General features: G+C 56.6%; 14 protein-coding genes. 7 read left to right on the forward strand and 7 right to left on the reverse strand.

The window, feature by feature from the left end; all coding sequences use genetic code 11:
- Window positions 1-20 precede the first annotated feature (20 nt).
- The gene (locus ABVR31_RS20440) at window positions 21-239 is read right to left on the reverse strand and encodes a hypothetical protein (protein WP_372774323.1); all 219 of its coding nucleotides are present in this window, start codon (window positions 237-239) and stop codon (window positions 21-23) included.
- A gap of 331 nt (window positions 240-570) precedes the next feature.
- Between ABVR31_RS20440 and ABVR31_RS20445 the strand changes: the two genes are divergently transcribed.
- From ABVR31_RS20445 to ABVR31_RS20460, 4 genes are all read left to right on the forward strand, one after another.
- Window positions 571-2,283, forward strand: coding sequence for an ABC-F family ATP-binding cassette domain-containing protein (locus tag ABVR31_RS20445; RefSeq protein WP_372774325.1), 1,713 nt, complete (start codon window positions 571-573; stop codon window positions 2,281-2,283).
- A gap of 143 nt (window positions 2,284-2,426) precedes the next feature.
- Window positions 2,427-3,602 carry an efflux RND transporter periplasmic adaptor subunit gene (locus ABVR31_RS20450; protein WP_372774739.1) on the forward strand — a complete coding sequence of 392 codons (1,176 nt, stop codon included), beginning with the start codon at window positions 2,427-2,429 and terminating at the stop codon, window positions 3,600-3,602.
- A complete protein-coding gene (locus ABVR31_RS20455) occupies window positions 3,599-5,536 on the forward strand; it encodes a MacB family efflux pump subunit (protein ID WP_132463173.1) in 1,938 nt (645 codons plus the stop codon). Before ABVR31_RS20450 ends, ABVR31_RS20455 begins: the two co-directional genes overlap by 4 nt.
- 176 nt (window positions 5,537-5,712) lie before the next feature.
- Window positions 5,713-5,991: a hypothetical protein gene (locus ABVR31_RS20460; RefSeq protein ID WP_215801065.1), complete on the forward strand. Its 279-nt coding sequence runs from the start codon at window positions 5,713-5,715 to the stop codon at window positions 5,989-5,991.
- 351 nt (window positions 5,992-6,342) lie between these two features.
- Here ABVR31_RS20460 and ABVR31_RS20465 read toward each other — a convergent pair whose 3' ends face one another.
- From ABVR31_RS20465 to ABVR31_RS20485, 5 genes are all read right to left on the reverse strand, one after another.
- On the reverse strand, window positions 6,343-6,558 hold the full coding sequence (locus tag ABVR31_RS20465) for a YdgH/BhsA/McbA-like domain containing protein (RefSeq protein WP_058770290.1): 216 nt from the start codon (window positions 6,556-6,558) through the stop codon (window positions 6,343-6,345).
- A 114-nt stretch (window positions 6,559-6,672) separates the two neighbouring features.
- The gene (locus ABVR31_RS20470; RefSeq protein WP_164861079.1) at window positions 6,673-6,831 is read right to left on the reverse strand and encodes a hypothetical protein; all 159 of its coding nucleotides are present in this window, start codon (window positions 6,829-6,831) and stop codon (window positions 6,673-6,675) included.
- 141 nt (window positions 6,832-6,972) lie between these two features.
- On the reverse strand, window positions 6,973-7,188 hold the full coding sequence (locus ABVR31_RS20475) for a YdgH/BhsA/McbA-like domain containing protein (RefSeq protein ID WP_058759052.1): 216 nt from the start codon (window positions 7,186-7,188) through the stop codon (window positions 6,973-6,975).
- A 320-nt stretch (window positions 7,189-7,508) separates the two neighbouring features.
- On the reverse strand, window positions 7,509-8,060 hold the full coding sequence (locus ABVR31_RS20480; RefSeq protein ID WP_021508972.1) for a C40 family peptidase: 552 nt from the start codon (window positions 8,058-8,060) through the stop codon (window positions 7,509-7,511).
- Window positions 8,061-8,319: 259 nt separating this feature from the next.
- Window positions 8,320-9,837 (reverse strand): MDR family MFS transporter, encoded by a 1,518-nt coding sequence (locus tag ABVR31_RS20485; RefSeq protein ID WP_372774329.1) that lies wholly within the window; start codon window positions 9,835-9,837, stop codon window positions 8,320-8,322.
- 78 nt (window positions 9,838-9,915) lie between these two features.
- Here ABVR31_RS20485 and ABVR31_RS20490 point away from each other — a divergent pair, with 78 nt between their 5' ends.
- Window positions 9,916-10,578: a TetR/AcrR family transcriptional regulator gene (locus ABVR31_RS20490; RefSeq protein WP_215801061.1), complete on the forward strand. Its 663-nt coding sequence runs from the start codon at window positions 9,916-9,918 to the stop codon at window positions 10,576-10,578.
- A gap of 1 nt (window position 10,579) precedes the next feature.
- Here the strand turns inward: ABVR31_RS20490 and ABVR31_RS20495 are convergent, their stop codons facing one another.
- Window positions 10,580-10,735 carry a hypothetical protein gene (locus tag ABVR31_RS20495; protein ID WP_193750267.1) on the reverse strand — a complete coding sequence of 52 codons (156 nt, stop codon included), beginning with the start codon at window positions 10,733-10,735 and terminating at the stop codon, window positions 10,580-10,582.
- A gap of 183 nt (window positions 10,736-10,918) precedes the next feature.
- On the opposite strand from ABVR31_RS20495, the gene ABVR31_RS20500 reads away from it, so the two are divergent.
- Both ABVR31_RS20500 and ABVR31_RS20505 read left to right on the forward strand, forming a co-directional pair.
- Window positions 10,919-11,485: a peroxiredoxin gene (locus tag ABVR31_RS20500; RefSeq protein WP_125310836.1), complete on the forward strand. Its 567-nt coding sequence runs from the start codon at window positions 10,919-10,921 to the stop codon at window positions 11,483-11,485.
- A gap of 14 nt (window positions 11,486-11,499) precedes the next feature.
- Entirely contained in the window at window positions 11,500-12,729 is a 1,230-nt protein-coding gene (locus ABVR31_RS20505; RefSeq protein ID WP_215801059.1) for a protein-disulfide reductase DsbD, read from the forward strand.
- Window positions 12,730-12,741: the final 12 nt, after the last annotated feature.

Below are 12,741 nucleotides of genomic sequence, written 5' to 3' on the forward strand. Positions count from 1 at the left end.
ATCTCAACATAACCAGGTTTTCATTCGATGCGTTTCACATCGGGATGATGCTCAGTTGCAGCTTCATGAAAGATATCACCCAGCCAGCCTGCAATGTCGTCTTCTGGCATATCATCTGGAATAGCGATATCAAACATTCGTGAGAATTTTCTTTCTGTCACGTCGGCGCGAAATACCTGCCAGGCATCCTCCTTGCGCAGAACGTCAATGTGCCGGCCAAAAACGTCATAAATCAACATATTCACTCTCCTGTAATATCAATCAGACTCTGACGCCATACTATACCAACGCTGATACAAATCGCTGGAAAAAGCCGCACACCGCCACTATTATCTGCTGACTTATTCACCTGCTGATAACTAAGGAGGATCCCTATGCCGTCGTGTGAACTGTTTGTTTACTCACACTTCTATGGTGACTGGACCCGCTCAGGTTTTACCGCACTCGTGCTGCGATAATCCGCCTGAGCGAAGTTCTGACAATCTAATCCCTTCTCTCCGGCTTACCGGGTTGTCGTCAGCGAAATTCTGACGTCAGGCTTTTTTGCGCCTGCAACTTGAGAGTAAGTAGATGAGCACACTCCTTTCCGCACATGCCGTCGGCTTCGACAATGCCTTTGGCCCGCTTTTCCATTCCCTGGATTTCAGCCTGAAAAAAGGCGACCGCATCGGCCTGATTGGCGACAACGGCAGCGGTAAAAGTACCCTGCTGAAAATTCTCAGCGGTGAACTGGCCGCCAGTCACGGCAGCGTCACACCCGCCAGCCACTGTCTGCTGGCGCGCATCGAACAACACCTGCCGGAAACGTTATTCGGGGCCTCATTGCTGGATGGCGTGATCGCCCGGCTGCCGGCAGCACAGCGCAATAGCGAGCGCTGGCGTGCCGAGGCGCTGCTGCATACGCTGGGTTTCAGCACAGCGCAGCAGTCACAAACTGCGGCGACGCTGAGCGGCGGACAGCATATGCGGCTGTTGCTGGCGCGCGCGCTGATTCTGCAGCCCGATTTACTGTTGCTGGACGAACCGGGTAACCATCTCGACCTGCCGACCCTGCTGTGGCTGGAGAATTTTCTGATCGGCTGGCAGGGCAGCTTTGTGCTGGTGTCCCACGACAGCGCGCTGCTGGACCGCGTCACCAACTGCAGCGCAATCCTGCGCGATCGCACGCTGCATGTTTTCCGTCTGCCCTGCACGGCCGCCCGCGAGGCGCTGGCGCAGCAGGATGAAGCCGATGCGCAGCGCCACCAGGCACAGCAGCAGGAGATCGCCCGGGTTGAGAGCAGCGCAAAACGGCTGGCGATCTGGGGCCGGACCTATGACAACGAAGGTCTGGCGCGTAAAGCAAAACAGATGGAGAAGCGCATCGACTGGCTGAAAGCCGCGCAGACCACGCTCAGCGCCGGCAGTCCGTGGCAGCTGCAGTTACAGGGCGAAGCGCTGCAGGCGGATCGCGTGCTGGCGCTGCCGCCGATGTCGATTCAGCCTGCTGCCGGGGCGCCGACCCTTTTTTCCCTGCCCGCGCTGCAGGTGAAAAGTGGCGATCGCATCGCGATTGTCGGCCACAACGGCTGCGGCAAATCCTCACTGCTGCGCCAGCTGTGGCACAGCTGGCAGCAAGGCGACAGCCCGCTGTTTCATCCGCGCGCCCGCGTCGGCTATTACGACCAGAGCCTGCAACAGTTGCGTGACGACCAGACGTTAAGCGCGGCGCTACACGGTTTCGCTGCGCTGAGCGATGAGCAGTGCAAAATGGCGCTGATTAGCGCAGGCTTTCCCTGGCTGCGCCATCAGCAGAAGGTTGCCTCACTCAGCGGTGGTGAGCGCTCGCGCCTGCTGTTTGTTGGCCTGACGCTGGCGCGCTACTCGCTACTACTGCTGGATGAACCGACCAACCATCTGGATATGGCAGGCAAAGAGGAGCTGGCGCAGGCGCTGCAGCAGTTCGCCGGCGCGGTGCTGCTGGTGTCTCATGACCGCAGCCTGATCGCCAGCAGCTGCAATCGCTTCTGGCTGATTGAACAGCAGCAGCTGAGCGAGTGGCATGACTGGCCGCAGGTGACCGCCAGGCTGGCCACCGCTAATGTGCCAGTCGATCACCCGCTTGCCGCTGCCGCCGTCGATGACCGCCCGGGCGATGAAGATGCGCTGTTGCAGGCGCTGCTGGTGCTGGAAGAAAAGCTGCAGCAGGACGAAGCGCGTAAGGCAAAGCATCAGAAACCGGCGCAGCAGCAGCAGTGGCGCAGGGAGATTGCGCAGCTGAAGCAACAGCTGAATCTGCTCTGAACGGATTGACTGACGGGGTATCGCAAACCCATAAACTGCGCCAGGGATGGCGCACTCCCCTGCGGCTGACAAAATTCCGCAGAATTTTTCTCCAGTTTGTCCCGCTTAGTGATTATTATTCTCGCTAAATTTAAGGGACGATGATGCACACAATGACGAAAAAATGGCTGTTTGCCGCGCTAACTGCGCTGGTGATGATTCTGGTTCTCTGGGGGTATTCGGCGTCACGCAGTAAACCCAATCCGCTGATGACCGTCGCGGTGCGCCAGGGCGACATCGAAAACGTGATTGCCGCCACCGGCAAAATGGACGCGATTGAGCGCGTTAATGTCGGTGCGCAGGTCTCCGGTCAGGTGAAAAAGCTGTATATCAAAGCTGGCGACAACGTTCGCAAGGGCCAGCTGATCGCGGAGATCGATGATCAGCCGCAGCGCAGCGATCTGCGTAATGCGCAGGCGGCGCTGAGCGTGGCGCAGGCGGATTTACAGACCCGTCAGGCTACGCTGGTACGCCAGCAGGCACAGTTTCAGCGCCTGCAGCAGATGGTTAAAACCAATGCCGTTTCCCGCCAGGATTTTGATACCGCCGCCGAAGCGTGGCGCATCGCCCAGGCAGAGCTGACGGCGCAGCAGGCGCGGGTGATTCAGGCGCAGATCGAAGTGGATAAAAAGCAGCTCGATCTCGGCTACACGCGCATCATGGCACCGATTGACGGCACGGTAGTGGCGATCGTCACGAAGCAGGGCCAGACCGTAAACGCCGTGCAGAGCGCCCCGACCATCGCCAAACTGGCGCAGCTCGGCACCATGACCATCAAAGTGCAAATCTCCGAGGCGGACATTACCAATATTCAGCCCGGCCAGCAGGCGTGGTTTACCACCTTCGCCAACCCGGATAAACGTTATAACGCCACGCTGCGCAGCATCGAACTGGCTCCTGAGTCGGTGATGAAAGATGATGCGCTGATGGGCAACAGCGAAAGCAATACCGTGAGCAGCACGAACGCGGCGGTGTATTACAACGCCCTGCTTGATGTGCCGAACCCGGATAATGCGCTGCGCATCTCCATGACGGCGCAGGTTAATCTGCTGCGCGACCAGGCGAAAAACGCGCTGCTGGTGCCGGTGCAGGCCACGAAAAAGGCCAGCGATGGTCGTACTTACGTCGAAATCGCGGATCAAAATAATCAGCCTGAGAAGCGCTACATCACCACCGGCATCAGCGACAGCGTTGACATTCAGGTGCTGAGCGGGCTGCGCTTAGGGGAAAAAGTGATCCTTGCCACGCAACAGCCGGGCGCGGACAAGGTGGTGATGTGAATATCATCGAACTGCACAACATTCAGCGCAGCTACGTCAATGGTTCCCAATCCCTGCAGGTGCTGAAAAACATTAATCTGCAGATTGCCAGCGGCGAAATGGTGGCGATCATCGGCCCCTCGGGCTCAGGCAAATCCACGCTGCTGAACATTCTTGGCTGCCTTGATGCGCCGGACAGCGGTGATTACCTGATTGGCGGCAAAAATACCGCCACGCTCTCGCCCGATGCGCTGGCACAGGTGCGGCGCGAGCACATCGGCTTTATCTTTCAGCGCTATCACCTGATGCCGGATCTCAGCGCGCTGAGCAACGTTGAAATACCGGCGATTTACGCCAATTTATCCGGCACCGCACGCCGTCAGCGCGCCGCACAGCTGCTGGCACGGCTCGGATTACAGGGGCGCGAACAGCATAAGCCGGGCGAGCTATCGGGTGGCCAGCAGCAGCGTGTCAGTATTGCGCGTGCACTGATCAACGGTGCCGAAATTATCCTCGCCGATGAGCCCACCGGCGCGCTCGATTCGCACTCCGGTGAAGAAGTACTGCGCATCCTCAGCGAACTGAACCGCGAAGGTCACACGGTGATTATCGTTACCCACGATATGAAAGTGGCGCAGCACGCGGAACGCATCATTGAAATTCAGGACGGCGAGATTTTTGCCGACAGCGGCAGCGCTGCCACGGCCGCAAAAACGCGCTTTACGCCAGCGCCACGCAAGCGGCAAAGCCGATTCCGCGGTCTGCTTGACCGGCTGCGCGAATCATTGCGCATGGCGCTGAATGCCATGAACGCCCACCGCCTGCGCACCGCGCTGACTATGACCGGCATTATCTTTGGCATTGCCGCCGTCGTCACCGTGGTGGCGCTGGGCCAGGGCGCGCGGGAAAAAACGCTGGAGAGCATTTCCGGACTGGGTACCAATGTGGTTTCTATCTATGCCGGGGGCGATTATGTCGAGGACGATGCGCATCCGGTACAAACCCTGGTGATGGCCGATGCCGATGTGATTGCGCGCCAGCAGTTTGTCGCCGCCGTCAGTCCGGAAATCATCGCCACGCAGCCCATTCGCTACCTGGCCAACGCCTCCAAAACTTCAGTTTCCGGCGTGGGCGTCGACTATTTTCGCATTCAGGGCATTAAGCTGGTGGAAGGCAGCAACTTCAGCGATGAGCGGCACGCGCGCCAGGAAATCATTATTGATATCAACACGCGCAATAAATTATTTGGCGAACAGGGCCCGAGCCCGATTGGCAAAATGATTGTGCTGGGATCGGTGCCGGTGCGGGTTATTGGCGTGGCCAATAATGAAGATGGTCTGTCGCCCAACCGCCTCAGCGTCTGGCTGCCGTGGAGCACGGTGATGTATCGCATCAGCGGCCAGACCGCGCTCACCAGTATCAGTATTAAACTCAAAGATGATGTGGTGAGCGGTGCGGCGGTGGAATCGCTCACCCAGTTGCTGACGGCGCGCCACGGTACCAAAGATTTCCTCATGTTCAACCGGGACAAGTATCGTAAAGCGATAGAAGGTGCGGCGGCCACGCTGACGCTGCTGATTTTACTGGTGGCTTCGATTGCGCTCATGATCGGCAGTATTGGCGTAATGAACATCATGCTGGTGTCGGTGACCGAGCGCACTCACGAGATTGGTGTGCGCATGGCGGTAGGTGCGCGACGCGGCGACATCATGCAGCAGTTTATGATTGAAGCGGTGCTGGTGTGCCTGGTGGGCGGATCGCTTGGCGTGGCGCTGTCTCTGGTGATAGGTCCGGTCATTTCACTGCTGGCTGGCGGCGTGCTGACCGCCATCTACTCGTGGCAATCGGCTGGCGCAGCCTTTGCCTGCTCAACCATTATCGGCATGATATTTGGTTATCTGCCCGCGCGCAAAGCCGCACGAATGGATCCGGTCGCCGCGCTCGCCAGCGAATAAAATCAGCAACCGGACCGGCACATTATTCATGCTGGTCCGGCTATTTCAGGTCTAATCCGAAAGTCATTAAATCAATTAGCCCCGCAGGTCATCATCGGCGTAGACTGAATGCGTCTCTAATTTAGACACATCACCGATTATCTATTCGATGGCTATCACTCGCCCGAGAGTAAGTTATGTTAGAACCGCACTATTTTTATTTATGTCACGATCCGGACGCCGGCTGGGTATTGCATAAAAAAGGCTGTTACGTACTGGAATTTGAGGAAGATAAGCGCTTTATCGGCTCTTTGTATACCGTGCATCAGGCGCTGACGGTAGCGCGTATCCACCATCCGCAAATAGCCTGTTGCCGCGACTGCCTGCTGGACAAAGGCCGGTCGAAAAGAACGCCGGTTAATAAAGAGAAAAATCTGATCCCCTCTCGCCATTTTGACGACGACGCGAAAAAATAACGGTGCAGATTACGCAAACCTAATGTGTTTTGAAATGGTGAAATAAACTCTCCCGCTTCGCGTTTATTTAGCCGCAACCGGATTCATTTCTGACAAAATAACCGACGGGTAAGTCGGGAAATCCACTCAGCGTTTATCGCCTGACGGTTTGATATTAAAGCAGTTATCCACAACTGACGTGCAAAGAGGCTGGCTTATCCTGTGGATAAACGCCTGGGCTCCGCCTGTTGCGCCCGCTGAGCAGGATTGGTCAAATTTCGAACGCCAGTCTGCTGCTTTTGTTTGTTTCAATCCTTCCGGAAACAGCAAAGCCGCCCGAAGGCGGCCTTAACGCAGTGAACCAGTCTGAACTTAGTTATACAGTTCAGCCGTCATGTGCACGCGGTTGTTAGTGTTGGCTTCAGTAATTTTATATTGAGCGCCCTGCTCTTGCGCCTGCGCGGCGATTTTAGCTTCTGCACCGTCCAGCGTAGAGGAAGTCACGGTTACGCTCTGGGCAAAGCTGGCAGCTGACATCAGAGAAAGAGCGGCAACAGCGGCGATTGACATAGCTTTAATGGTTTTCATGGTCTTATTCCTTAATGGTTGTGGCTGAAGGCTGTGTGCCTTCGATGGAACTAATAATAACTCAGGTTACTATACTGCAATTGATAATTAGTGCGGTTATCGTGATCGTGCTAATTATTTCTGATTGCCCGGTTGCGCCAGCTCAGCGCGCACCGTCGCGATAAATTGCGGCCAGTGGGCAAAACGAATCACCGGAACGTGAGCATGGCGTTGCGTGCGTAATGCATCGGCAAAAGCCAGCGCCTGCCGGTTGATATCCACGTTGTTCAGCATATTGCGTTCTCCTGCCAGACAGTCTGCGCTGCAAATTCAGCAATATCGCCAGAATGATTGATACGCTGCGAGCCTGACTGCACGACAAAAAAGGCCGCCCGTCAGGCGACCCGTTCTGGCACATCCCTGTGCAACCATCCGTTATTTGTAGAGTTCAGCGGTCATGTGCACCAGGTTGTTGGTGCTGGCTTCCAGAATTTTATATTGCGCACCCTGCTGCTGAGCCTGAGCGGCAATTTTCGCTTCGGCACCATCCAGTGTGGTGGAGGTGGCTGAAACGGTTTGCGCGAAGCTGGCAGCAGACATCAGGGAAAGCGCGGCGGCGGCGGCAATGGTCAGTGTTTTGATAGTTTTCATGGTCATATTCCTTAGTGTTTGATGAGAAGGCGCTGCGCCTTCGATGGAGGTAATAATAACCATGTTTACTATTACAAAATTGATAATTAGTGCGAACACTATGATCGCACTAATTGTTAATGCATGATATTTAAATTTACTATTTATAATCAATAGGTTGATTGGATTTCAATACCCATAAAGCGGCACAGAGCGTTAAAGCAGCCATCATGTTGGATGCGAATTGCCACTGAAACAGGAGATGGATGGTTGACGGCAGGATGGGTCTGAGCACGGGCGCGAAAATGTCGCGCCGCGGCTTTAAGGAAGGATGTCTGACCTCAGACTTTATTTTTATAATTGAAACTGATCTGCGAATTTTGCTCGCGCGGAAGTCGTCTGGCTTCTAAATATACTGATTTCCAGTACGGATTATTCAGTGACGAGCGCATCACGCCCTGGCTAACTGATGCATGCAGGAACTGGCGATCGGTGTCGTAAAAGCCGACGTGCAGCTCATGCTTGATGCGGAAGAACACTAAGTCGCCAGGCTGTAAATGCGCCTGATCGACCGGCTTACCCATGGCAATCAGTTCACGCGTTGTGACGCGATCCATGGGAATATTGAAACGATCTTTTAAGGTGCGCCAGACAAATCCGGAACAGTCAACGCCGGATAATTGCGTTCCGCCCCACTGATATTTGGTGCCTTCCCACGAATGCATTTGATCGTGCAAAGCGGCTATTACAGGAATTAAATCGGGCTGTTTACCACCGTCCTGTGAGGTATCAACACTTTCCTGCTCCGGTGCTGGCGAGGAGTGAGACGAGCAGCCAGCCAGGGTTAATAACATCAGGCAGGCAATCAGGTTGCGGGCCGCAGTAGCAATCATAGGGTGACGTTTCACAGTGGATAACAGGGATAGCAGATTTATACCGTAAAGAAGTTGCAGAAATAAAGCGTCTCCGCCCGAATTCTCGCTGTCTTCACTATTTTTACCTAAGTTTACAGAAAGGTAACGCTATGTATTTAGGATAAAAATCTATATCTTTTGCTGCTTTGCGCCGACAACGCATATTTATCCGGCAAATTGCGTTTAAATTTTATTCCGCAGCCTGTCCGACTGACCTGCTGCGAAATAACCGGAAAGCTTATTTGCGCACGTTATCGCGCAGCGGCGACTCCGGCAGCAACAGCGAAAGTATAAACGCCAGCAGCATAACGCCGGCGGCCATCTGAAATGCGGCATGCACCGCATCACTGAACACCAGCAAATAAGCCTGACGCAGCGCTGCAGGCAAATGGTTCACGGCGACCGGATCCAGCGAAGGCGGCAGCACGTTACCCTGCTCTATCAGTCGGGTGGCTCCGGATTTCAGCACGTGACTGAACACAGCGCCAAACAGCGCAACGCCGATTGAACCGCCCACCGAGCAAAACAGCGTAACCGATGAGGTCGCTACGCCGATGCGATCGGGCGTCACCGCATTTTGCACCGCCAGCACCAGCACCTGCATAGTCATGCCCATTCCCATGCCGAGCACGCTGGAGAACAGATAAATGTGCCAGAGCGGCGCATCCAGCGTCAGCGTGGTCATCAGCGCCATCCCGGTTGTGGCCAGTAGCGTCCCGGCGATGGGGAACAAACGGTATTTCCCGCTGCGGCTAATCATGCGACCACTAATGATCGAGGTGACCAGCAGCCCGCCCATCAGCGGTAACAGCTGTAGTCCGGCCTCGGTGGGCGTGGCGTTTTTTACCACCTGCAGATAAAGCGGCAAAAACGTCACGCTGCCAAACAGCGCCATGCCGATAATAAACGCCATCAGACTGGCGAGGGAAAAACTGCGATTGCGGAACAGATCGAGCGGAATGATGGGTTCCCACGCACGTCGCTCCTCATAGATAAATCCCAACACGCCAACCAGCCCCATGGCCAGAATGCACCATAGCTGGGGATCTGACCATTCGCGCAGCGTGCCGCCTTCACTGGTAAACAGCGTCACGCCCACCAGCGCCAGGCTGAGAAACACCGCACCCGGATAATCGATTTCATGGGGTTTGCGTCGGCTATCCGCTTTAAACACCGCATTAATGATCAGCAGCGCCAGCAGGCCGAGTGGCAGATTAATGTAGAAAATCCAGCGCCAGGACATGTGCTGCACGATAAAACCGCCCAGCAGCGGCCCAATCACCGTCGCCAGACCAAACACGCCGCCAAACAGGCCCTGGTACCGGCCGCGATCGGCGGGCGGAATGACATCCGCGACCGCCGCCATGCTCACCACCATCAATCCGCCGCCGCCCAGTCCCTGCAGCGCGCGGGTAAAAATCAGCTGCGGCATGTTTTGCGCCAGCCCGCACAGCGCCGAACCCAGCAAAAACAGCACCACCGAGATTTGCAGCACCGTTCGGCGGCCAAACAGATCGCCAAATTTGCCGTACAGCGGCACAACCAGGGTTGAGGCCAACATGTAAGCGGTGACAATCCACGACAGGCGATCCAGCCCGCCCAGTTCGCCGACGATAGTCGGCAGCGCGGTTGAGACAATGGTCTGATCAAGCGCGGAAAGCAGCATCACCAGCATCAGCGCGCCCATCAGCAGGCGAATGGAAAGCGGGCGGGTTGCCCCGCTGTCGCGCTGCGATGTGATAGATTGAGGTTTCATAACGACACCGTTTGAAATTAATTAAATGCACAATTAATATTAACCGAAGTCTGACACGAAACCCGTGAGTACGTAAAGATGACCGCACAAAAAGTGATGGAGAGCGAGACAGCGCCTTCTGATAAACCCCGCCGGCCGGGCCGTCCACGCGGCGGCGCAATCAATGCCCAGCAGCGCGAGCATCTGCTGGACATCACGCTCGCGCTGTATGCGCAAAACGGCATCGCGGAAACCTCGCTCAACGCCATAGCCCGTAAAGCTGGCGTCAGCCCGGCCATGCTGAATTACTATTTTCAGTCGCGCGAGTCACTGCTGGATACCGTGGTCGCGGAACGCTTTGTGCCATTACGGCAACGGCTGGAAGCGCATTTTGTCGAAGAGAGTAGTGACCCTGTCGCTGCGATCAGCGGATTCATTAAAGAGTTCGCGGATATCGTGCTGAGTCATGACTGGTTCGCACCACTGTGGCTGCAGGAAGTCGCCAGTGGTCAGGGGCTGGGCGGCACGCTGAAACAGCGTCACGGTCATGCCGGACGCGAACGGATTCGCGCGTTGCTGATTCAGTGGCAGCAGCAGGGATTACTGAATAACCAGCTGAATGTCGATGTGCTGATGACCTCAATTCTCAGCATGGTGCTGGTGCCCTTTACCCGCTTTGCCCACGAGCCGGGCTTTGATACCGAAATGATTCTGCAGCACACCCTCAGCATGGTGTGCCACGGTATACAGCCGGCCAACTGAGTCAGGCGTCGTCGCCGTGGGTCAGCGTCTCCAGCTGCTGCCAGAAATCTTCCGGTACCGGCTGCACCCGGGGTGCCGGCTCGGCAATGTGCTGTTCAAGGGAGGCCAGCAGCTGCTGGGTTTCACTGTTCTGTTTATCGCAAGACGTTGAAGACATATCTAAAACCTAAAAAAACATCAGGCGATTATTGTAAGGATTTCACGCAAAGAATAAATAAACGAGACGGGAAAAAGGGATCTGCCCTGCTTTTTTTTGCCCTCCGCGCAACTTTTTACCGACTGCGGCGAACTGTCTGGCTGAACACCCCTAACCGGACCTCTTTCACCGCAGGAGCAGATCATGACAACTATCAGGCATCTCATCGCTACCCTCACCCTCGGCACCACGCTGAGCCTCGCCGCCTTCGCTGCTGGCGCGGCGCTGCCCGTCGGGGCCAAAGCACCTGACTTTGAACTTCAGGGCGCGCTGGCCGGTAAGCCGCTCACCTTCTCGCTGCAGCAGGCGCTGCAAAAAGGGCCGGTGGTGCTCTACTTCTTCCCGGCGGCCTTCAGCGCGGGTTGTACCATTGAGGCGCACGACTTCGCCGAAGCCACGGATGATTTCAAAAAAATGGGCGCCACGGTGATCGGCGTCACGGCCGGTAACACCGAGCAGATCAGCGATTTTTCTAAGCTGGAGTGTCGTGACAAATTCGCCGTAGCTGCCGATCCGGGTGCCAAAGTGGCCGCCGAATATAAAACGCTGATGCAGATAAAAGGCAAAACGCTGTCTGACCGCACCTCTTATGTGATTGCCCCCAACGGCAATATTCTGCTGAGCTATACCGACAGAAACCCGGATACCCATATCGAAAAAGCGCTGGCGGCGGTGAAAGAGTATGACGCTGCGCATCCGCAAGCGCAGTAAGTGAGAGGGCAGCCATGTTAACCGCGATGCTGGCCGCCTTTTTGGGCGGCATCATCCTCAACCTCATGCCGTGCGTCTTTCCGGTGATTTCGCTGAAAGCGCTTGGCCTGCTACGCCATCAAAGCCAGGCTGCCAGCGCGCGCCGTGAAGGCCTCGGTTTCCTGCTCGGCGTGCTGGTGACCATGATGGCGCTGGCCGGCATTCTGCTGGCCGCGCGCGCGGGTGGCGCCGCGGTCGGCTGGGGCTTTCAGCTGCAGTCACCGCTGGTGATCGCCCTGCTGTCGCTGGTGATGCTGGCTGCCGCGCTTAACCTGCTTGGCGTCTTTGAGGTGGGACTAACGGTGCAGCGCGTCGGGGCCATCGACATCCAGCGCGGCGCTTTTTTGCGTTCCGCGCTGACCGGGGCACTGGCGATCATCGTAGCCACGCCCTGCGCCGCGCCCTTTATGGCCAGCGCCATCGGCTACGCGCTGGTGCAGCCCCCTGCGGTTGCGCTGGTCATTTTCTTTGCGCTGGCGCTCGGCTTTGCCGCGCCCTTTACCCTGCTGTCGCTGTTCCCGCCGCTGGCGCGATTTTTACCGCGTCCTGGCGTCTGGATGGATATCCTTAAGCGCGGGCTGGCCTTTCCCATGCTGGGTGCCTGGGCCTGGCTGGTGTGGATTCTGGCCCAGCAGGCGGGCAGCAGCGCGCTGGCTATTGTGCTGGCCGCCTCGGTGGTGCTGGCGTTTGCCGGCTGGCTGTATGGCATGGCGCAGCAGCGCCGCTTTGCCGGAAAAGGGCACAAAGCGCTGTTCAGCGTCACGGCGATATTGCTGATTGCGGTGATCGCGCCGCTGCCGGGGCTGATCAAGCCAGGCGCGGCGCTGCAAGCCGATGTGCAGGCGCAGGTCAGCAAACAGACGTGGACGCCGCAGGCGGTGGCTGCTCAGCGCGGGCATGGCAAAGCGATTTTTGTCGATTTTACCGCATCATGGTGCATCACCTGTCAGGTGAACGAGAAGACCTCGCTGTCGACCCAGGCGGTGAAAACCGCACTGGCGAAAACCGGTACGCTGTACATGGTGGCAGACTCGACTAAATTTAACCCGGACGTTGATGACGTGATGAGTGAGTTTGGTCAGGGCGGTTTACCGATGTACCTGGTGTATCCGGCTGATGGCGGACCACCGAAAGTACTGCCGCAGGTGCTGACACCCGGCATCGTAGTGGATGCGTTAAACCAGGCGGCAGCGAAGAAGACGTAACGGCAACAAGGC

Origin of the sequence: Pantoea sp. WEP, assembly GCF_041678305.1 — a bacterium.
In the GTDB taxonomy this organism is placed as follows: Bacteria; Pseudomonadota; Gammaproteobacteria; order Enterobacterales; family Enterobacteriaceae; genus Pantoea; species Pantoea dispersa.

Bases quoted from the DNA above. Each gene is read 5' to 3' on its own strand.
- ABVR31_RS20480 (WP_021508972.1), bottom strand. From the start codon at position 8,060: ATGATTGCTACTGCGGCCCGCAACCTGATTGCCTGCCTGATGTTATTA.
- ABVR31_RS20440 (WP_372774323.1), bottom strand. From the start codon at position 239: ATGTTGATTTATGACGTTTTTGGCCGGCACATTGACGTTCTGCGCAAG.
- ABVR31_RS20500 (WP_125310836.1), top strand. From the start codon at position 10,919: ATGACAACTATCAGGCATCTCATCGCTACCCTCACCCTCGGCACCACG.
- ABVR31_RS20460 (WP_215801065.1), top strand. From the start codon at position 5,713: ATGTTAGAACCGCACTATTTTTATTTATGTCACGATCCGGACGCCGGC.
- ABVR31_RS20450 (WP_372774739.1), top strand. From the start codon at position 2,427: ATGCACACAATGACGAAAAAATGGCTGTTTGCCGCGCTAACTGCGCTG.
- ABVR31_RS20465 (WP_058770290.1), bottom strand. From the start codon at position 6,558: ATGAAAACCATTAAAGCTATGTCAATCGCCGCTGTTGCCGCTCTTTCT.
- ABVR31_RS20485 (WP_372774329.1), bottom strand. From the start codon at position 9,837: ATGAAACCTCAATCTATCACATCGCAGCGCGACAGCGGGGCAACCCGC.
- ABVR31_RS20470 (WP_164861079.1), bottom strand. From the start codon at position 6,831: ATGCTGAACAACGTGGATATCAACCGGCAGGCGCTGGCTTTTGCCGAT.
- ABVR31_RS20475 (WP_058759052.1), bottom strand. From the start codon at position 7,188: ATGAAAACTATCAAAACACTGACCATTGCCGCCGCCGCCGCGCTTTCC.
- ABVR31_RS20490 (WP_215801061.1), top strand. From the start codon at position 9,916: ATGACCGCACAAAAAGTGATGGAGAGCGAGACAGCGCCTTCTGATAAA.
- ABVR31_RS20495 (WP_193750267.1), bottom strand. From the start codon at position 10,735: ATGTCTTCAACGTCTTGCGATAAACAGAACAGTGAAACCCAGCAGCTG.
- ABVR31_RS20505 (WP_215801059.1), top strand. From the start codon at position 11,500: ATGTTAACCGCGATGCTGGCCGCCTTTTTGGGCGGCATCATCCTCAAC.
- ABVR31_RS20445 (WP_372774325.1), top strand. From the start codon at position 571: ATGAGCACACTCCTTTCCGCACATGCCGTCGGCTTCGACAATGCCTTT.